Here is an 18,113-nt window from a genome sequence, read left to right on the forward strand (position 1 = left end):
ACTGACGTGACCGGTACTATCGAACTGCCAGAAGGCGTTGAGATGGTAATGCCAGGCGACAACATCCAAATGGTTGTAACTCTGATTGCACCAATCGCGATGGACGAAGGTCTGCGCTTTGCAATCCGTGAAGGCGGCCGTACTGTTGGTGCGGGCGTTGTTGCTAAAATCGTCGAATAAGATTTGACGACGGACTAGCAAAAAGGGCATCATTTGATGCCCTTTTTCTGCGCCAAATCTTTGGATTGAACTTTTTTTCACCGATTTGCTGCAGTGAACATTGTTTTAGGGATAAGAAAATAGACGATCATATGAATCTAAAGCTATTTTCCTTGTTCTTTTACCTCGCTGACGCGAGGTTGTTGTCGTCTATGAAGTAGACTAGTTACAGGTAGAATGTATGAAAGCGAATGCTGAAGCCCAAACCGGGTCAATGGACGCCCTGAAATGGGTTGTGGTCTTTGCCTTATTGGCCGTAGCGGTAGTGGGAAATAGCCTGTACAGTGATATGTCTGTCGTGCTACGAGCTGCAGCTGTAGTTGTGTTGGTTGCCGCCGCTGGTGGTGTTGCCGCACTAACTGCCAAAGGTAAAGCAGCGATCACCTTTGCACGTGAATCGCGTATGGAAGTGCGTAAAGTGGTATGGCCTACTCGCCAGGAAACTTTGCAGACCACTCTCATCGTTCTGGCTGTCACTGTCGTCATGGCGCTCATCCTGTGGGGCATCGACGGAATCATGGTCCGTCTGGTCCGCCTATTCACTGGCGTGTGAGGTTAACTACATGAGCGAAGCTCCAAAAAAACGTTGGTATGTTGTTCAGGCTTTCTCTGGCTTTGAAGGCCGTGTAGCGAAGTCGCTGAAAGAACATATCAAAATGCACGAGATGGAAGACTTCTTTGGTGAGGTACTGGTACCGACCGAGGAAGTAGTTGAAATGCGCGCAGGTCAGCGTCGCAAGAGCGAGCGTAAGTTCTTCCCAGGTTATGTTCTGGTTCAGATGCTGATGAACGATGAGTCATGGCACCTGGTGCGTAGCGTACCACGTGTAATGGGCTTCATCGGCGGTACACCAGATCGCCCAGCGCCGATTTCTGATAAAGAAGCAGACGCTATCTTGAACCGTCTGGAGAAAGCGAGCGAATCGCCAGTACACAAAACTGTGTATGAAGCGGGTGAAGTTATCCGTGTTACTGAAGGCCCATTTGCGGACTTCAACGGTGTGGTAGAAGAAGTCGATTACGAGAAGAGCCGCTTAAAGGTATCTGTCTCTATCTTCGGCCGTGCAACACCGGTAGAACTGGAATTCAGCCAAGTAGAAAAATCCTGATCATTTTTTGCTCGGTAACAGTTGCGAGGGGCGCGAAATTTGAATACAATTTCGCGCCCTTTTGTTAAACGGGGAGTCTGCTTGTCGAAAGTAGACGTTTGAACCCAAATTTAGGTATTTAGTAATGGCTAAAAAAGTAGAAGCTTACATCAAGCTGCAAGTTGCAGCTGGTATGGCTAACCCAAGTCCACCAGTTGGTCCAGCTCTGGGTCAGCACGGCGTGAACATCATGGAATTCTGTAAAGCGTTCAACGCACGTACAGAATCTCTAGAGAAAGGTCTGCCAACTCCAGTAGTTATCTCTGTATACAGCGACCGTTCTTTCACTTTCGAAATGAAGACTCCACCTGCAGCAATTCTGCTGAAGAAAGCAGCGGGTATTAAGTCTGGTTCAGGCCGTCCTAACACTGAGAAGGTTGGTACTGTTACCGACGCTCAGATCCAGGAAATCGCTGAAACTAAAGCGAAAGACATGACTGGTGCAGACATTGAAGCGATGAAACGCTCAATCGCTGGTACCGCTCGTTCAATGGGTCTGGTAGTAGAGGGTTAAGACAATGGCAAAACTGACTAAGCGCATGCGCGTAATCCGCGAGAAAGTTGATGTGACTCGTGAGTACGACATCAACGAAGCTGTTGCTCTTCTGAAAGAACTGGCTACTGCTAAATTCGTTGAAAGTGTAGACGTTGCTGTTAACCTGGGCATCGATGCACGTAAATCAGACCAAAACGTTCGTGGCGCAACTGTACTGCCACACGGTACTGGCCGTGACATCCGCGTAGCGGTATTCACTCAAGGTGCGAACGCTGAAGCTGCTAAAGAAGCGGGTGCTGACATCGTTGGTATGGAAGACCTGGCTGAGCAAGTTAAGAAAGGCGAAATGAACTTCGACGTAGTTATCGCATCTCCAGATGCAATGCGCGTTGTAGGTCAACTGGGTACTATCCTGGGTCCTCGCGGTCTGATGCCAAACCCGAAAGTTGGTACTGTAACTCCTAACGTTGCTGAAGCAGTTAAGAACGCTAAAGCTGGTCAGGTTCGTTACCGTAACGACAAGAACGGTATCATCCACACCACCATCGGTAAGGTTGACTTCGACGCTGACAAGCTGAAAGGTAACCTGGAAGCTCTGCTGGTAGCTCTGAAGAAAGCTAAGCCTTCTTCAGCGAAAGGCGCTTTCATCAAGAAAGTAAGCATCTCTACCACTATGGGTGCAGGTGTTGCGGTTGACCAGAACACTCTGGACGCACAAGCAAACTAATTGCTTGAAGCGATGAGTTGCTGTATAATTCGTCGCTTCAAATTTATGGCTAAGTTCGGCTTGCCGAACTTCGTCCAAGACCGTAGGCGTCTTACATAAGTAAGACTTAATCGTTACCTACGTAGACGGTGCCAGGAACATGATAGATATATTTCTTTCTTGGATCTGCGCCGTAATTACTCTCCTGCTGTGAAGCAGCGAGTGGTGTAAAAACAATCCAGGAGCAAATCCAAATGGCATTAAATCTTCAAGACAAAAAAGCAATTGTTGCTGAAGTCAACGAAGCTGCCAGCGGTGCCCTGTCTGCAGTTGTAGCTGATTCTCGCGGCGTAACAGTTGGCGCGATGACTTCTCTTCGTAAACAAGCGCGTGAAGCGGGTGTTTACATGAAAGTTGTTCGTAACACACTGGCTCGTCGTGCAGTAGACGGTACTGACTACGAATGTCTGAAAGACATTTTTGTTGGTCCTACACTGATTGCGTTCTCTACTGAGCACCCAGGTGCTGCAGCGCGTCTTTTCAAAGACTTCGCGAAAGAGAACAAAGATTTCGAGATCAAAGCTGCTGCATTCGAAGGCGCGCTGACTAACGCTGACGTACTGGCAACGCTGCCAACTTACGACGAAGCTATCGCACGTCTGATGATGTGCATGAAAGAAGCGTCTGCTGGCAAGCTGGTTCGCACTATCGCGGCTGTTCGCGATCAGAAAGAAGCTGCGTAATTCGCATTGCTTTTTACTGGTTGCTATTTAAACTAATTGTTGACTTTAAAGAGAATTGTTATGTCTATCACTAACGAGCAAATCCTAGACGCAGTTGCAGAAATGTCTGTAATGCAAGTTGTTGAACTGATCGAAGCTATGGAAGAGAAGTTCGGTGTTTCTGCTGCTGCAGCAGTTGTTGCTGGCGGCGCTGCTGCCGGTGAAGCTGCAGAAGAGCAAACTGAATTCGACGTAATCCTGACTGCTGCTGGTGCAAACAAAGTTGCAGTAATCAAAGCAGTTCGCGGCGCGACTGGTCTGGGCCTGAAAGAAGCGAAAGCAGTTGTTGACGGCGCTCCAGCACCTCTGAAAGAAGCTGTTTCTAAAGAAGAAGCAGAAGCTCTGAAGAAAGATCTGGAAGAAGCTGGTGCTTCTGTTGAAGTTAAGTAATTATTGCTTAGCTTCTTAGCCTGAAAAGGCTAATGGCTGGTGGCTAAATAGCCACCGGCCTTTTTGCGCTGTAGGGCAGTGGTGAATTTTGCACCCCGTTTAGTCACTGCTGACCATGCAAATACATCGGAATTAACCCTCTGATGTTCCTACAGTAAACGGTGGTTATTAGTTACTGTCCCTCAGTCTGGACAGTTTGGGTCACTTATCAGCGAGCTGAGGAACCCTATGGTTTACTCTTATACCGAGAAAAAGCGTATCCGTAAGGATTTTGGTAAGCGTCCTCAAGTTCTGGACGTGCCATACTTGCTGTCGATCCAGCTTGATTCTTTTGAAAAGTTTATCGAGCAGGATCCAGAAGGGCAATACGGTCTTGAAGCTGCCTTTCGCTCTGTCTTTCCGATTCAGAGCTACAACGGCAATTCCGAGCTGCAATACGTTAGCTATCGTCTCGGTGAGCCAGTTTTCGATGTTAAAGAATGTCAGATCCGTGGCGTAACTTACTCTGCACCACTGCGCGTTAAACTGCGCCTGGTGATGTTTGACAAAGATGCACCTGCTGGCACCGTAAAAGACATCAAAGAGCAAGAAGTCTACATGGGTGAAATTCCACTCATGACGGACAATGGTACCTTTGTTATTAACGGTACTGAGAGGGTTATCGTATCCCAGCTGCATCGTAGCCCGGGCGTCTTCTTCGACAGCGATAAGGGTAAAACCCATTCCTCAGGTAAAGTGCTGTATAACGCGCGTATCATTCCATACCGTGGTTCATGGTTGGACTTTGAATTCGATCCTAAGGACCTGCTGTACGTACGTATTGACCGTCGTCGTAAGCTGCCTGCATCGATCATCCTGCGTGCGTTGGAATACACCACCGACCAGATCTTGGACATGTTCTTCGAGAAAGTTGTTTTCGAAGTTCAAGGCAAGTCACTGGTGATGGAATTGGTACCTGATCGTCTTCGTGGTGAAACCGCGAGCTTCGATATTGAAGCTGACGGTAAGGTATACATCGAGCAAGGTCGCCGCATCACTGCGCGCCACATTCGCCAGCTCGAAAAAGACGGCGTGAAACAAATTGAAGTCCCTGTTGAGTACATCGTGGGCAAAGTTGCTGCACGTGACTACATCAACGAGGAAACCGGTGAGATCATCGCGGGTGCTAACCAAGAGCTGAGCCTGGAAACTCTGGCGCTTCTGTCTCAGGCTGGCCATAAGAAGATCGAAACCCTGTTCACCAACGACCTGGATCACGGTCCGTACATGTCTGATACCCTGCGTATCGACAGCACGACTGACCGTCTGACCGCGTTGGTTGAAATCTACCGCATGATGCGTCCTGGTGAGCCACCAACGCGTGAAGCAGCAGAACAGTTGTTCGAAAGCCTGTTCTTCTCAGAAGATCGTTACGATCTGTCTGCGGTAGGCCGTATGAAGTTCAACAGCTCCCTGACTCGTGAAGAAATGACCGGTCCGGGCGTACTGAGCCACGATGACATCATTGAAGTGATGCGCAAGCTGATCGATATCCGTAACGGTATCGGTGAGGTGGACGATATCGACCACCTGGGCAACCGTCGTATCCGCTCTGTTGGTGAAATGGCTGAGAACCAGTTCCGTGTAGGTCTGGTACGTGTTGAGCGTGCGGTTAAAGAGCGTCTGAGCCTTGGCGATCTCGACAATGTGATGCCACAGGATCTGATCAACGCTAAGCCTATCTCTGCGGCGGTTAAAGAGTTCTTTGGCTCTTCTCAGCTGTCACAGTTTATGGACCAGAACAACCCGCTGTCAGAAGTCACGCACAAGCGTCGTATTTCTGCACTGGGTCCAGGCGGTCTGACGCGTGAACGCGCAGGCTTTGAAGTTCGAGACGTACACGCAACCCACTACGGTCGCCTGTGTCCTATCGAAACACCTGAAGGTCCAAACATCGGTCTGATCAACTCGCTTTCAGCGTTTGCGCGTACTAACCCGTACGGCTTCCTGGAAACGCCTTACCGTAAAGTTGTTGACGGTAAAGTGTCCGATGACATCGACTACCTATCTGCGATTGAAGAAGGTCAGTTCGTTATCGCGCAGGCAAACGCCGCGCTGAACGAAGACGGCTCTTTCACAGATGAATTGATCACTGCTCGTCAGAAAGGTGAATCAGGTCTGCACCCACGTGACCATGTTCAGTACATGGACGTTGCAACCAACCAGGTTGTATCGGTGGCGGCATCTCTGATCCCATTCCTTGAGCACGACGATGCTAACCGTGCACTTATGGGTGCGAACATGCAACGTCAGGCAGTACCAACTCTGCGCGCTGATAAGCCGCTGGTAGGTACTGGTATTGAACGTGCAGTAGCGGTTGACTCGGGCGTAACAGCTGTTGCGAAACGCGGCGGTATGGTTCAGTCCGTAGACGCATCACGCATCGTTATTAAGGTTAATGAAGATGAGCTGGTACCAGGTGAAGCGGGTATCGACATCTACAACCTGACGAAGTACACCCGTTCTAACCAGAACACCTGTATTAACCAGCGTCCATGTGTGATGCCAGGCGAGCCTGTGCAGCGCGGTGACGTACTGGCAGACGGTCCTTCGACTGATCTGGGTGAACTGGCACTTGGCCAGAACATGCGTATCGCGTTCATGCCTTGGAACGGTTACAACTTCGAGGACTCCATCCTTGTATCTGAGCGCGTAGTACAGGAAGACCGCCTGACTACCATCCACATCCAGGAACTCCAGTGTGTGGCGCGTGATACTAAACTGGGTAGCGAAGAAATTACTGCTGACATCCCTAACGTGGGTGAGGCTGCGCTGTCTAAGCTTGACGAATCTGGTGTTGTATACATCGGTGCGGAAGTGAAAGGTGGCGACATTCTGGTAGGTAAAGTGACGCCTAAAGGCGAAACTCAGCTAACTCCAGAAGAAAAACTGCTACGTGCAATCTTCGGTGAGAAAGCGTCTGACGTGAAAGACTCTTCTCTGCGTGTTCCTAACGGCGTATCTGGTACGGTTATCGACGTACAAGTATTTACCCGTGATGGTGTAGAGAAAGACAAGCGTGCGCTTGAAATCGAAGAAATGCAGCTGAAAGAAGCCAAAAAAGACCTGACAGAAGAGTTCTCTATTCTGGAAGGTGGTCTGGTAGCACGTGTTCGTGGCGTACTGGCAAATGCTGGTTACAGCCAAGACAAACTGGCGAACATGGATCGTCAGGCGATGCTTTCTCAGACTCTTGACGACGAAGCACTGCAAACTCAGCTGGAGCAACTGGCTGAGCAGTACGACGAACTGAAAGCTGACTTCGATAAGAAGTTCGACACCAAACGCCGTAAGATCACTCAGGGTGACGATCTGGCGCCGGGCGTCCTTAAGATTGTTAAGGTATACCTGGCTGTTAAACGTCGCATCCAGCCTGGTGATAAGATGGCGGGTCGTCACGGTAACAAGGGTGTTATCTCTAAGATCAACCCTGTTGAAGACATGCCGTATGACGAAACCGGTGAGCCAGTAGACATCGTACTGAACCCACTGGGTGTACCGTCTCGTATGAACATCGGTCAGATCCTTGAAACCCACCTTGGCCTGGCGGCTAAAGGTATCGGTAACAAGATCAACAAGATGATCAAAGAGCAGCAAGAACTGGCGAAATTCCGTGAGTTCCTGCAGAAGGTTTACGATCTGGGTGACACGCGTCAGAAAGTGGACATCAGTACGCTGACTGACGAAGAAGTGCATACGCTGATCAAGAACCTGCGAAGCGGTCTGCCAATCGCAACCCCTGTGTTCGATGGTGCACCAGAGCCGGCAATCAAAGAACTGTTGAAATTGGGTGATCTGCCAGAATCTGGCCAGTTGAACCTGTTCGACGGTCGTACTGGTGAGAAGTTTGAGCGTCCTGTAACTGTTGGTTACATGTACATGCTGAAACTGAACCACTTGGTTGACGATAAGATGCACGCCCGTTCTACCGGTTCTTACAGCCTTGTTACTCAGCAGCCGCTGGGTGGTAAAGCTCAGTTCGGTGGTCAGCGTTTCGGTGAGATGGAAGTGTGGGCGCTGGAAGCATACGGCGCAGCATACACCCTGCAGGAAATGCTGACTGTTAAGTCGGATGACGTGAACGGTCGTACGAAGATGTATAAGAACATCGTCGACGGCGATCACCGCATGGAACCGGGTATGCCGGAATCTTTCAACGTATTGCTGAAAGAAATCCGCTCGTTGGGTATCAACATCGAGCTGGAAGACGAATAAGCCCAGGCTTGTTTGCACTTCCCAGCGTAAAACGAGATGCAGCAATAAGGCTGCATCTCAAATACAAAGGGAATTTCCGGTATCAATATGAAAGTGCAGAGTGTCTGCACTTTTATGGGTCAACTCCTCACAGGAGCCGAATGTGAAAGACTTACTTAAGTTTCTGAAAGCACAGCACAAGACCGAAGAATTTGATGCAATCAAAATCGGTCTTGCTTCACCAGACATGATCCGTTCATGGTCTTTTGGTGAAGTGAAAAAGCCAGAAACCATTAACTACCGTACCTTTAAGCCTGAGCGTGACGGTCTGTTCTGTGCACGTATCTTTGGCCCGGTAAAAGACTACGAATGTCTTTGTGGTAAATACAAGCGCCTGAAGCACCGTGGCGTGATCTGTGAAAAATGTGGTGTTGAAGTTACTCAGACCAAAGTACGTCGTGAGCGTATGGGTCACATTGAGCTGGCTTCACCTGTTGCCCACATCTGGTTCCTGAAATCACTGCCTAGCCGTATCGGTTTGCTGATGGACATGCCTCTGCGTGACATCGAGCGTGTTCTGTACTTCGAATCATACGTTGTGATCGAACCAGGCATGACCGATCTTGAGCGTAGCCAAATGCTGTCTGAAGAACAGTATCTGGACGCGCTGGAGCAATGGGGTGATGAATTCGACGCTCGTATGGGTGCCGAAGCAGTGAAAGCCCTGCTGGCGAACATGGATCTGGCAGCTGAAGCTGAACTGATGCGCGAAGAGCTGGAAGAAACCAACTCTGAAACCAAGCGCAAGAAAATCACCAAGCGCCTGAAGCTTGTTGAAGCATTCCTGCAGTCTGGAAACAATCCTGAGTGGATGATCCTGACTGTTCTTCCAGTACTGCCGCCGGATCTGCGTCCGCTGGTACCACTGGATGGCGGTCGTTTCGCGACATCAGATCTGAACGATCTGTACCGTCGTGTTATCAACCGTAACAACCGTCTGAAGCGCCTGCTGGATCTGGCTGCACCTGACATCATCGTACGTAACGAAAAACGTATGCTGCAAGAGTCAGTTGACGCCCTGCTGGACAACGGTCGCCGTGGTCGTGCCATTACTGGTTCGAACAAGCGTCCTCTGAAGTCTCTGGCTGACATGATCAAAGGTAAGCAAGGTCGTTTCCGTCAGAACCTGCTTGGTAAGCGTGTAGACTACTCTGGCCGTTCGGTAATCACCGTTGGTCCATACCTGCGTCTGCACCAGTGTGGTCTTCCTAAGAAGATGGCACTTGAGCTGTTCAAACCATTTATCTACGGCAAGCTGGAAGCTCGTGGTCTAGCGACCACCATCAAAGCGGCTAAGAAGATGGTAGAGCGCGAAGAAGCGGTCGTTTGGGATATTCTGGATGAAGTTATCCGTGAACACCCAGTACTGCTGAACCGTGCACCGACACTTCACCGTCTGGGTATCCAGGCGTTTGAGCCAGTGCTCATTGAAGGTAAAGCAATCCAACTGCACCCACTCGTTTGTGCGGCATACAACGCCGACTTCGATGGTGACCAGATGGCTGTTCACGTACCTCTGACACTGGAAGCACAGCTAGAAGCGCGTGCTCTGATGATGTCGACCAACAACATCCTGTCTCCTGCGTCCGGTGATCCAATCATCGTACCTTCTCAGGACGTTGTATTGGGTCTGTACTACATGACCCGTGAGAAAGTTAACGCGAAAGGTGAAGCACTTTACCTGTCTGGCCCTGCGGAAGCTGAAAAAGCATACCGTACCGGCAGCGCAGAACTGCACGCGCGCGTTAAGGTTCGTATCAAAGAAGTGCTGTTCGACGAAATGGGTAACCGCTCTGAGAAAATTGAGCTGGTAGACACCACTGTTGGTCGTGCAATGCTGTGGCAAATCGTGCCTGAAGGCCTGCCATACAGCATCGTTAACCAGGCGCTAGGCAAGAAGCAAATCTCGGCTCTGCTGAACACCTGTTACCGTGCACTGGGTCTGAAAGATACCGTTATTTTCGCTGACCAAATCATGTACACCGGTTTCGCTTACGCGGCACTGTCTGGTGTATCTGTTGGTATCGACGACATGGTTATCCCACAGGCAAAATACGACCTGATCGAAGCGGCAGAAGCTGAAGTTGCTGAGATCCAGGAGCAGTTCCAGTCTGGTCTGGTTACTGCTGGCGAACGTTACAACAAAGTTATCGATATCTGGGCTGCAGCGAACGAACAAGTTGCTAAAGCGATGATGGATAACCTGTCTTTCGACACCGTGATTAACCGTGATGGTGAAGAAGAAGAGCAGAAGTCGTTCAACAGCGTATACATGATGGCCGACTCAGGTGCTCGTGGTTCTGCTGCACAGATTCGTCAGTTGGCGGGTATGCGTGGTCTGATGGCGAAACCAGATGGCTCGATCATCGAAACGCCAATCACCGCAAACTTCCGTGAAGGTCTGAACGTACTTCAGTACTTCATCTCGACGCACGGTGCACGTAAAGGTCTTGCGGATACCGCACTGAAGACTGCGAACTCCGGTTACCTGACTCGTCGTCTGGTAGACGTAGCTCAAGACGTTGTGGTCACTGAAACTGATTGTGGTACCTCAGAAGGTATCAACATGATGGCAGTTATCGAAGGTGGTGACGTTAAAGAAGCACTGCGTGAGCGTGTTCTGGGCCGTGTGGTTGCAGAAGACGTACTCAAGCCTGGTACTGACGAAGTACTGGCGCCACGCAACACCCTGCTTGATGAGAAGTGGTGTGACATCCTGGAGCAAAACTCTGTTGACCAGGTGAAAGTGCGTTCTGTCGTAACCTGTGAAACTGACTTCGGTTGTTGTGCAAACTGTTACGGTCGCGACCTGGCTCGTGGTCACATTGTTAACCACGGCGAGTCTGTTGGTGTTATCGCGGCACAGTCAATCGGTGAACCAGGTACCCAGCTGACGATGCGTACGTTCCACATCGGTGGTGCGGCATCTCGTGCGGCAGCAGAAAGCAGTATCCAGGTGAAGAACAACGGTTCTATGCACCTGCACAATGCGAAGTTCGTTACTAACAACGCTGGCAAGCTGGTGATCACTTCACGTGCATCTGAGCTGACTATCGTTGATGAGTTCGGCCGTACCAAGGAAAGCTACAAGCTGCCTTACGGTTGTGTGCTGAGCAAGCTGGATGGCGATGCAGTTAACGCGGGCGAAACCGTGGCTAACTGGGATCCACACACCATGCCGATCATCACTGAAGTAGAAGGTCGTATCGAGTTCGTTGACATGATTGACGGTGTAACCGTTCAACGTCAAACGGACGAACTGACCGGTCTGTCTTCAATGGTTGTTCTGGACGCTGCAGAGCGTACGTCAGCGGGTAAAGACATGCGTCCTACCGTTCGACTGCTTGATGCATCTGGTAACGCTGTGATGATCCCTGGTACTGACATGCCTGCACAATACTTCCTGCCTGGTAAAGCAATTGTCCAGCTGGAAGACGGTGCAAACGTAGGTGTGGGTGATACTCTGTCTCGTATTCCTCAGGAATCTGGCGGTACGAAAGATATCACCGGTGGTCTGCCACGCGTTGCGGACCTGTTCGAAGCTCGTAAGCCTAAAGAGCCTGCAATTCTGGCAGAGATCACGGGTGCGGTTTCCTTCGGTAAAGAAACCAAAGGTAAACGCCGCCTGATCATCACGCCAATTGACGGTTCTCCATACGAAGAGATGATTCCTAAGTGGCGTCAGCTGAACGTATTTGAAGGTGAGAAGGTTGAGAAAGGTGACGTCATCGCCGATGGTCCAGAATCTCCACACGACATTCTGCGTCTTCGTGGCGTGCGTGCGGTAACTGAGTACATCACTAACGAAGTACAAGACGTTTACCGTCTGCAGGGCGTTAAGATTAACGACAAGCACATCGAGACTATCGTTCGTCAGATGCTGCGCAAGGTAACTATCCTGTCTTCAGGCGACTCTGAGTTCCTGGAAGGCGAGCAGGTAGAATACTCTCGCGTCACTATCGCGAACCGTATGCTGGAAGCGGAAGGCAAACAGCCAGCAAGCTTCGAGCGCGATCTGCTGGGTATCACCAAAGCGTCTCTGGCAACTGAATCGTTCATCTCTGCGGCATCGTTCCAGGAAACGACCCGCGTACTGACCGAAGCAGCTGTATCTGGCAAGCGCGACGAACTGCGCGGCCTGAAAGAGAACGTAATCGTTGGTCGTCTTATCCCTGCGGGTACCGGTTTTGCTTACCACAAGTCACGCCAAGCGCGTCGCAACGTGGTAGAAGAGCCAGTAGCTCCGCAAATCGATGCTGAACAAGCATCTCAGGATCTGGCAGCACTGCTGAACGCAGGTCTGAGCGACGAGAACTAATCTCGCATCATGACTGATAAAAGGCATCCTTCGGGGTGCCTTTTTTATTGCCTGATTTTCAATAAGCCAGAGACTATTTGCGAAGCGAGAAGCGGGGTCTAAAAGGCCGGCTGATGGATATCATCAACCGGAAGGCCTGAAAACGTTAAATATTAAGCGCCGGGAGGAATTGCTAAGCTGTCCGCAATCAGCTGGATCAGCATGTCCTCTTTTTCGAAGCGTATTTCCATGATTTCGCCAACAGTAGAGATGTCGTTGTCAAAACCCGCGAAATTGTCGTCATCTAAGACAAATCCACTGTACTTGTCATTAAAGTTCAGAAGGGGCTCTGTCGTTTCTACTATATGTAAGTAGAGACCATCAATCTCTTCGTTTGTGGAGAAACCAGTGGCTTTCCAACGCTCCATGACCATGTCATAGATTTTGAAGTGACCGGCGGAGATATAGTCCACCAAAGCTTCACAGAAGCGATTCAATTCTTCTTCGGTTGGCAGACAGTTTTTATTGTTGCCAGAAAGGCCTGCCACTTTGCAGTATTGAACCAGCAGTTCCTGTCTTAACGTTAACCAGTAGTCGATCACATCACTGTAACCGCCCCACTGCTGTTGTGCTTTTTCGAGTTTATTTAGCATGACCACGTTCCTCATGATCAGCGCACCTGAGCGCTTTTATAGGATTACAGCCATATCAATCAGGCCATCAATTGTCTAACATCAGGTTACTGATTTTAGAGTGCCTCAAATCGCCCGGCCAAGCAAGGATCGAAGTGTTGTTATGTCTGATCAAAAAGATCTTGTATATCTGTGTTGTGTAACTAGGGGACAACTCTGGTTGGCGGATCACAACGTGCCACTTATCTCTAAAAATCAATTGGATAAATGGGTTAAGGCAAGCTACGTCATAGGACACTTTGATGGGCATGAGGTTGTGTATGCGTATGGGCAACATAATGCATCTGAAACTGAGTTAGACGGATTGCGATCTTTGTTACACCTGCCCGGGGAATTGTTCAATCTCGCAGGGCGCGCTATTCAGATTGATTACATGCGTGATTCTCAGGTGTTTTGTAGCCGTTGTGGCAATAAAAACCGCTTCGAGCCATCTCATCCAGCGATGGTGTGTGATGCCTGTGAGACGGTTCATTACCCACGGGTTTCCCCCTGTGTGATTGTGGCTGTTAAAAAGGGCGGCCAAATTCTGTTGGCCCATCATCCTCGCCATAAAAACGGTATGTATACAGTCATTGCGGGCTTTGTGGAAGCGGGAGAGACGTTGGAGCAATGCGTTGCCCGTGAGGTGAAGGAAGAAACAGGAATAGATGTCAGCAATATCCGTTACTTTGACAGTCAACCTTGGGCTTTTCCCTCCAACTTGATGATGGGTTTTATCGCAGACTATGAGAGCGGTGAGATTAATCCAGACTATGAAGAGCTCACGGACGCGCAGTGGTTTGATGTCGATGACCTGCCGCTGGTGGCACCGGAAGGCACCATTGCCAGACGTTTAATTGAAGCCGTCAAAGGATAGACTGAAGGGATGCAGAGCAGCATCCCTTTTTAGTGGTTACCGAAGCGTTATTGGGTGTGGGAAAGGATCAAGGCATTAACGGCTGCCGCTTGCTCCATTTGCACCATATGCCCAGCCCCCGCGAGAACGTGCACTTCTGCATTGCTGATGTTTGAAGCGTGCGAAGCAGGGATTACCGCATCCGACTCCCCCCAAATCATAAGCGGTGACGGAATCGCATCTAAATCCAGCGCAACGCTTTGGGCGCCATCCACAAAAAGCTGATCGGCTAGCGCGTTTAGTGAATCTTTTACACCATCGAGCCGTTTGTATTTGAGCACATCATCGACCAGATTGCGCGTGACCAAACTGCTGTCTGCAAAAAGCAGCTGCAACACAGGTTTTAGGGTTTTCCGGCTTTCTGAATCGACAAAGCCACGGATATAGTTGCTGTTAATGTCTTTCCCAAGGCCAGCGCTGCCAATCAAAGTCAGCGAAGCGACCTTATTGGGATGTAGCCTTGCGAGTTCACCACTGATAAGCCCGCCCATCGAATGACCGACCAAATGGGCTCTCTCAATATCGAGCTTGTCCATCACAGTCACGACAGTGTTGATGAGGTCGTTAAACTGCACATCTGCTGAAATCGCTGACTGTCCATGGTTTGGAAGATCAAGCGCCAGCACAGGCGCTTTTTCGGCAAGGGCATCTAGATTAAACAACCAGTTATCCAAGTCGCCGCCAAAGCCATGTATCAGCAAATAAGGTGTTCCAGAGGCGTCGGCATTCAGATGACTGTAACGAATGCGTCCTGCGTCGGTGTCGATAAATGCATAGGCTGAGGCCGCTTCTTCCTCATCTCCTTCTTCGGAGGAGGGCTGAACAAAGGCGGCGATATAGGCATCGATCTCTTCGTCTGTCACCTCTGGTGGCGCAAGTACACCGAGCAGAGCCTGAACCGAATAGACGTCACCTTCCTCAGCGACCTTGCGTCTTAGGAGCCCTGCATCCGGCGCTTCCACCTCGCTGGCAATCTTGTCGGTTTCCACATCCATGATCACCTGACCGACTTCAATGGTATCCCCTTCGTCGACATGCCATTCTGTGAGGGTGCCTTCCTTCATGGAAAGCCCCCATTTGGGCATCACCACAGGTATGATTTTCTCACTCATGCATTCGCCCCCATCGTTCGGTTTACGGCGCTGACAATGTCGTCAACGGTCGGTACATAGATGTCTTCCAGTGATGGAGAGAAAGGCACGGGAGTATGGGGAGGGCTCACCATGGCAATCGGTGCTTTTAGTGACGAGAAGGCTGATTCAGCCACCTGTGCAGAAACGTCCGCAGCGATTGAGCAGCGTGGGCTGGCTTCGTCTATACACACCAAACGGCCTGTTTCTTCGACGCTTTCCACCACAGTATCGATATCGAGTGGGGAGAGGGTTCGTAAGTCAATCACCTCACACTGCACGCCTTGCTTTGCCAGTTGCTCAGCCGCTTCCATTGCACGTGTTACGGTCAGGCCATAAGACACCAAAGTGACGTCTTTTCCTTCTCGAAGCACATTGGCTTCGCCAAAAGGAATGGCATATGGGGCTTCCGGGACATCAGATTCAGTGGCATAGAGATTTTTATGCTCGAGGAAGATAACTGGGTCATTGTCTCGGATGGACTGGATAAGCAGCCCTTTGGCATCGTAGGCGTTTGATGGGCAAACCACCTTTAGCCCTGGAATATGGGTGAAAAGAGGCGTGAGCATCTGGCTGTGTTGTGCTGCGGCTCTGAAGCCAGCACCGCACATGGCGCGGATAACAACTGGCGTTTCTGCTTTACCCCCAAACATATAGCGGAACTTGGCGGCCTGGTTGAAAATCTGATCGAAGCAGACGCCCATAAAATCGATAAACATCAGCTCTGCGATCGGACGGAGTCCGCAGGTAGCAGCGCCAATGGCAGCACCCACATAGGCACTTTCCGACAGAGGCGTATCCATCATTTGGTTAGGATGTTTGGCATAAAGCCCTTTGGTGACACCAAGTACGCCACCCCATGCATCGTCTTCACCCGGTGCGCCGGTACCGCCGACAATGTCTTCGCCCATCATAATGACGTTAGGATCACGGGACATTTCCTGATCAATTGCTTCGTTAATTGCATCCTTGATTGATAGTGTTCTGGCCATCATCACTCTCCTTGTTATTCTGAATAGCTGACGTAAACATCCGTCAGTAGGGCACTTGCTGGTGGTTGTGGCGCATCAATCGCAGCGCGAACGGCATCTTCGACAAGTGCGGCCACTTCGTCATCAATGGCGTTGAATTCGTCAGCGTTGATAAGGCCAGTTTCTTCCACGCGCTGGCGGAAGAGTTTCAGGCAACAGCGGTTGGTACGGATATCTTCCACTTCGCCGTCAGCCCGGTAGGTCTGGGCATCCCCCTCAAAATGGCCAAAGAAGCGCACCATTTTGCACTCGAGCATGGAGGGGCCACCACCGTTTCTGGCGCGTTTGATGACTTCTCCAGCGGCTTCATAAACAGCGAAGAAATCCGTGCCATCGACAGTGACGCCCGGCAGTCCAAAGCCTGTTGCGCGGTCGACATAGGAATCACAGGCTACCGCCCAATCCACAGAGGTTGATTCCGCATAACCGTTGTTTTCAATCACAAAAATGGTGGGAAGTTGCCAGACGGCAGCAAGGTTTAAGCTTTCAAGAAAGGTCCCTTGGTTGGATGCGCCATCACCGGTAAAGCTGATGCCTACACCACCGTGGCCAAGGTGTTTCGCGGCAAGGGCTGCGCCACAAACCAGCGGTGAACCAGCCCCCAGAATGCCGTTGGCGCCCATCATGCCCTTGGACAAATCTGCAATGTGCATCGAGCCACCTTTACCGCGACACGAACCGGTCTCCTTGCCATAGATTTCCGCCATCATCCCGTGTACGTCCACGCCTTTGGCAATACAGTGGCCGTGTCCGCGGTGAGTGGAAGCGATGCGGTCGTTGTCATTCAAATGCATCATGATGCCAACGGCCGTGGCTTCTTCACCAGCATAGAGGTGGACAAAACCCGGAATGTCGCCACGGGAAAAATCGACGTGCAAGCGCTCTTCGAAATCGCGGATGGTTTTCATCATCCGGTATGCGTCCAGCAACTGTTCACGAGAGAGTGGAAATGGATTATCACTCATGAGTTTCTCCTTAATGTTGTCGTTGTGTGTGTCGATGGAAAGCGAAGCAGGCCATGCTCAGCGGCAAAGGTCATACAGCGCGGCACATCGACCGTGTTGAAAGCGTCATGTTTGAGGGTGACTGAGACTTTATCGTCAGGGCCAAATGGCAGTTCCCGCTCGCCGTCGAGGGCGAAAGAGCCCTGCTGGCTGACAGGCGTAATGAGTAAATCGGGTTCAAAAAGCTGGCTGTGCTCAATATGAACTGGCGTCAGCAATCCGGGAGCGAGTGGCGCATTGACGGAATAAAGTGCTTCTTGTGGACGGGTAAACGTAAGGTGCATGCCCACAGGCGCTTTGCGTGCGATAGGCTGGATTAGACCGGCAATGGAAGAAAGCCCAATCAGTGAGGGGTCGGCAAAGGTAACAAACAACTCCCGAAGGCTTTCTGGTCGCCAGACGGCTCGGGCTCCGACAAAACGTTCCTGCACGATAGCGGCATCGACAAGAGCAATGTCACGGGTGTTGTTAACCCTCACTTCCAGTAGTTTGTTGGCTTCGAAAGCCTGAGAGGGTGGAATTCTCCCTGATACTGCAAGGCCTGTGGCGATGCCGGTGATGGTGGGCTCTGTCAGTGGTGGAAAGGCATTATTGGTGCCGCTGGAAACGCCTGAAATGGGAATGTTTCCACAGGCTTTGACCACCAGACGGTGAGTACCGTCTCCGCCAAGAACGACAATCGCGGAAACACCGAGTTCGCGCATGGCATGGCTGGCATCAAGGGTATCCTGCGCCGTGGATGAAACAGGCATGGAGAGCCAGCGCACATCTGGCATTCGGAAACTATCCAGCGAAGCCTGATGTAATCCACGTTCTATATGCGTTCTAAGGCCAGCCCGTTCTGGCATCATCACCACATGCTCAATGCCACCCTGAGCAAGTCCTGTCAGAATGCGAAGTACCATGTTGGCTCTGTCTGTCAGTTGCAGGTTTGCGCCTTTGGCAATCACCCGGCGAATATCGCGGGCAGAAATGGGGTTGGCAATGATCCCTACTGTCAATCCTGTCACAGTCATTCCTCATCCTTGGC

Annotated in this window: 14 protein-coding genes and 1 pseudogene; 10 read left to right on the top strand and 5 right to left on the bottom strand. The window is 50.6% G+C overall.

The window, feature by feature from the left end:
- The 9 genes and pseudogenes from tuf to rpoC form a co-directional block, all read left to right on the top strand.
- A pseudogene (tuf, locus tag QL223_RS22730) lies at positions 1-180 on the top strand (elongation factor Tu); the annotation flags it as partial.
- 220 nt (positions 181-400) lie between these two features.
- Complete coding sequence (secE, locus tag QL223_RS22735; protein WP_002542047.1) at positions 401-772, top strand: preprotein translocase subunit SecE; 372 nt, start codon at positions 401-403, stop codon at positions 770-772.
- A gap of 10 nt (positions 773-782) precedes the next feature.
- The gene (gene nusG / locus QL223_RS22740) at positions 783-1,328 is read left to right on the top strand and encodes a transcription termination/antitermination protein NusG (protein ID WP_002542046.1); all 546 of its coding nucleotides are present in this window, start codon (positions 783-785) and stop codon (positions 1,326-1,328) included.
- Positions 1,329-1,452: 124 nt separating this feature from the next.
- Positions 1,453-1,881 carry a 50S ribosomal protein L11 gene (gene rplK / locus QL223_RS22745; protein WP_002542045.1) on the top strand — a complete coding sequence of 143 codons (429 nt, stop codon included), beginning with the start codon at positions 1,453-1,455 and terminating at the stop codon, positions 1,879-1,881.
- Between the two features lie 4 nt (positions 1,882-1,885).
- Complete coding sequence (gene rplA / locus QL223_RS22750) at positions 1,886-2,590, top strand: 50S ribosomal protein L1 (protein ID WP_002542043.1); 705 nt, start codon at positions 1,886-1,888, stop codon at positions 2,588-2,590.
- 233 nt (positions 2,591-2,823) lie between these two features.
- Complete coding sequence (rplJ, locus tag QL223_RS22755; RefSeq protein ID WP_002542041.1) at positions 2,824-3,312, top strand: 50S ribosomal protein L10; 489 nt, start codon at positions 2,824-2,826, stop codon at positions 3,310-3,312.
- A 60-nt stretch (positions 3,313-3,372) separates the two neighbouring features.
- Positions 3,373-3,741, top strand: a complete 369-nt coding sequence (gene rplL / locus QL223_RS22760) for a 50S ribosomal protein L7/L12 (RefSeq protein WP_002542039.1) — start codon at positions 3,373-3,375, stop codon at positions 3,739-3,741.
- A 228-nt stretch (positions 3,742-3,969) separates the two neighbouring features.
- Entirely contained in the window at positions 3,970-7,995 is a 4,026-nt protein-coding gene (rpoB, locus tag QL223_RS22765) for a DNA-directed RNA polymerase subunit beta (protein ID WP_002542037.1), read from the top strand.
- Positions 7,996-8,137: 142 nt separating this feature from the next.
- A complete protein-coding gene (rpoC, locus tag QL223_RS22770) occupies positions 8,138-12,352 on the top strand; it encodes a DNA-directed RNA polymerase subunit beta' (RefSeq protein ID WP_281546053.1) in 4,215 nt (1,404 codons plus the stop codon).
- 152 nt (positions 12,353-12,504) lie between these two features.
- Here rpoC and rsd read toward each other — a convergent pair whose 3' ends face one another.
- Complete coding sequence (gene rsd / locus QL223_RS22775; protein ID WP_281546054.1) at positions 12,505-12,984, bottom strand: sigma D regulator; 480 nt, start codon at positions 12,982-12,984, stop codon at positions 12,505-12,507.
- A gap of 142 nt (positions 12,985-13,126) precedes the next feature.
- Here rsd and nudC point away from each other — a divergent pair, with 142 nt between their 5' ends.
- Positions 13,127-13,879: an NAD(+) diphosphatase gene (nudC, locus tag QL223_RS22780; RefSeq protein ID WP_281546055.1), complete on the top strand. Its 753-nt coding sequence runs from the start codon at positions 13,127-13,129 to the stop codon at positions 13,877-13,879.
- 47 nt (positions 13,880-13,926) lie between these two features.
- Here the strand turns inward: nudC and QL223_RS22785 are convergent, their stop codons facing one another.
- From QL223_RS22785 to QL223_RS22800, 4 genes are read right to left on the bottom strand one after another with little or no spacing between them, the layout of a single operon-like run.
- A complete protein-coding gene (locus tag QL223_RS22785) occupies positions 13,927-15,030 on the bottom strand; it encodes an acetoin dehydrogenase dihydrolipoyllysine-residue acetyltransferase subunit (RefSeq protein WP_281546056.1) in 1,104 nt (367 codons plus the stop codon).
- Positions 15,027-16,040, bottom strand: coding sequence for an alpha-ketoacid dehydrogenase subunit beta (locus tag QL223_RS22790; protein WP_281546057.1), 1,014 nt, complete (start codon positions 16,038-16,040; stop codon positions 15,027-15,029). Before QL223_RS22790 ends, QL223_RS22785 begins: the two co-directional genes overlap by 4 nt.
- 14 nt (positions 16,041-16,054) lie before the next feature.
- Positions 16,055-17,044, bottom strand: a complete 990-nt coding sequence (locus QL223_RS22795) for a thiamine pyrophosphate-dependent dehydrogenase E1 component subunit alpha (RefSeq protein ID WP_281546058.1) — start codon at positions 17,042-17,044, stop codon at positions 16,055-16,057.
- A complete protein-coding gene (locus QL223_RS22800) occupies positions 17,041-18,099 on the bottom strand; it encodes an NAD(+)/NADH kinase (RefSeq protein ID WP_281546059.1) in 1,059 nt (352 codons plus the stop codon). The genes QL223_RS22795 and QL223_RS22800 overlap by 4 nt, the downstream gene beginning before the upstream one ends.
- Between the last annotated feature and the right edge of the window lie 14 nt (positions 18,100-18,113).

This window comes from Grimontia sp. SpTr1 (genome assembly GCF_947387585.1).
In the GTDB taxonomy this organism is placed as follows: domain Bacteria; phylum Pseudomonadota; class Gammaproteobacteria; order Enterobacterales; family Vibrionaceae; genus Enterovibrio; species Enterovibrio indicus.

What these genes read in the sequence shown, in the direction of transcription:
- nusG (WP_002542046.1), top strand. Translation starts at nt 783, where the DNA reads ATGAGCGAAGCTCCAAAAAAACGTTGGTATGTTGTTCAGGCTTTCTCT.
- rsd (WP_281546054.1), bottom strand. Translation starts at nt 12,984, where the DNA reads ATGCTAAATAAACTCGAAAAAGCACAACAGCAGTGGGGCGGTTACAGT.
- nudC (WP_281546055.1), top strand. Translation starts at nt 13,127, where the DNA reads ATGTCTGATCAAAAAGATCTTGTATATCTGTGTTGTGTAACTAGGGGA.
- QL223_RS22795 (WP_281546058.1), bottom strand. Translation starts at nt 17,044, where the DNA reads ATGAGTGATAATCCATTTCCACTCTCTCGTGAACAGTTGCTGGACGCA.
- rplA (WP_002542043.1), top strand. Translation starts at nt 1,886, where the DNA reads ATGGCAAAACTGACTAAGCGCATGCGCGTAATCCGCGAGAAAGTTGAT.
- rpoB (WP_002542037.1), top strand. Translation starts at nt 3,970, where the DNA reads ATGGTTTACTCTTATACCGAGAAAAAGCGTATCCGTAAGGATTTTGGT.
- rplK (WP_002542045.1), top strand. Translation starts at nt 1,453, where the DNA reads ATGGCTAAAAAAGTAGAAGCTTACATCAAGCTGCAAGTTGCAGCTGGT.
- QL223_RS22790 (WP_281546057.1), bottom strand. Translation starts at nt 16,040, where the DNA reads ATGGCCAGAACACTATCAATCAAGGATGCAATTAACGAAGCAATTGAT.
- rplL (WP_002542039.1), top strand. Translation starts at nt 3,373, where the DNA reads ATGTCTATCACTAACGAGCAAATCCTAGACGCAGTTGCAGAAATGTCT.
- secE (WP_002542047.1), top strand. Translation starts at nt 401, where the DNA reads ATGAAAGCGAATGCTGAAGCCCAAACCGGGTCAATGGACGCCCTGAAA.
- QL223_RS22800 (WP_281546059.1), bottom strand. Translation starts at nt 18,099, where the DNA reads ATGACTGTGACAGGATTGACAGTAGGGATCATTGCCAACCCCATTTCT.
- rplJ (WP_002542041.1), top strand. Translation starts at nt 2,824, where the DNA reads ATGGCATTAAATCTTCAAGACAAAAAAGCAATTGTTGCTGAAGTCAAC.
- QL223_RS22785 (WP_281546056.1), bottom strand. Translation starts at nt 15,030, where the DNA reads ATGAGTGAGAAAATCATACCTGTGGTGATGCCCAAATGGGGGCTTTCC.